1 protein-coding gene is annotated in these 1622 nt (G+C 26.9%); it reads left to right on the top strand.

The genetic code is table 11. The features are described 5' to 3' along the window. Positions 1 to 295: 295 nt before the first annotated feature. Positions 296 to 1615 carry an IS6 family transposase gene (locus MBORA_RS09675; protein WP_063720610.1) on the top strand — a complete coding sequence of 440 codons (1320 nt, stop codon included), beginning with the start codon at positions 296 to 298 and terminating at the stop codon, positions 1613 to 1615. Positions 1616 to 1622: the final 7 nt, after the last annotated feature.

Raw genomic sequence — 1622 nt, 5'->3', positions numbered from 1 at the left:
GGGACTGTCAATTTGTTAGCTCTTTGACATATTTTTTAGTTTTTTTTATTTTTCTTTGATTCTTTTTGTGTTTTCTGTTGTGTTTGTGAAAAGATTTAAATATTAGTTGTTGTTTTTCTTGTTGTGATGGGTTTAATACTAGTTTTTTGTGTTTTTTATTTCTTTTTAAATCTTTCTAATCTTTGATTAACTTCTTGATATTTTTCTTAAATTATTTTTTAGCATATTTTTGTAATTATCTTCTTAATTTGAGCAATAATAAGTTTTATATAGGGTGGAAGACAAATATTTATACATGAAAACAAAAAACAAATGCCTTCCATGTCTTATTTTGGATGGCAACCAATATATATTTAACTGTTTGAATGTTGATCCTGTTAGAAAAAATGATGATGAAAGAGTGCATTGTAGTTTTGGTGAGAATACTGTTCAATTTGTATTGTATTTAGATGGTATTCTTGATGAAGATTGTGTTATTAACAAAGATGGGGTTATTGAGTATCATGATCCTCATTGTAAGCATTGTTTTTCTCATGATGTTATTAAGAAATCTTATAATAGGCGTAAAATTTATTTAGAAAATGGTATTAGTGTTATTATTAAAGTTAAGCGATATCTTTGTAAGAAATGTAGAAAATATAGTCAAGTAAGGCTTAATGGGATTTATGAAGATTTTTGTAATTTTTCTATTAAAATGAAAAACAAGGCTGTTGAGTTGCGAAAAAGAGTTTGGGATTCATTAAGAAATCTTTCTTGGACATTTAATGTTTTTAATGGTATTAATATGTCATATGAAACGATTAGAAAATCTCTTTTAACTTTCGATGGATTGTATTATGTTAACACCGATTTGAAATTTTCAGGATACGCTGCTTATGATGTACAATGGATTAGAATTGAGCGAAAATGGTATTATAGGCATGTATTATTTGATTTAATTAATCGAATGCCTATTGCAGAGTTAATTAGTGAAAAAGAAGATTCTGCAACAACAAAAAATTTTATAAAAAACAGTATCAAACCAACAGAGTCCATTGCAATAATAACAGATTTAAAACCAGGCTATGATAAAATAATGAGAGAACTCGGATTTGATCACCAACACTGCACATTTCACTTATTATTAAATATCAATGAAGAACTTAGAGAAGAACTAAATCAAATGCGCAAAGAATATGAAAGTAATCTAAAAAAACAAAACCCTAAACTCTCAGAAACACAAATCAAAAAACAATCCAAAAACATGATAAACAACTACAAAATAGAAATCAACGAATATTTAAGCATATTTTATAAATTATTCAGAAAAGAAACCTACGAAGAAGCAATAAAATATATAAATTTCCTAAAAGAAGAATTAATAAACTTTCCACCAATTCTAGCAAAATACTTAAAGAAGAAATTCTTCCCAGAATACAAAAAATACATACAATTCCTTAAAAAAAGACACAAAGGAAAACTAGACTGTACTAACAATCAAATAGAAAACTACATTGGAAATACAATGCCCAAAGCACACAAAAAGAAATTCAGAACATTAGAAGGAATATTCAATCAAATAATGCACCAAAAAGATGGCTGGATCGAAAAACGAAAACAAGAGCTAACAAATTGACAGTCCC

Source organism: Methanobrevibacter oralis (assembly GCF_001639275.1).
Taxonomy (GTDB): Archaea; Methanobacteriota; Methanobacteria; order Methanobacteriales; family Methanobacteriaceae; genus Methanocatella; species Methanocatella oralis.
This window is presented reverse-complemented; position numbering and strand designations above follow the sequence as displayed.

What these genes read in the sequence shown, in the direction of transcription:
- MBORA_RS09675 (WP_063720610.1), top strand. Translation starts at nt 296, where the DNA reads ATGAAAACAAAAAACAAATGCCTTCCATGTCTTATTTTGGATGGCAAC.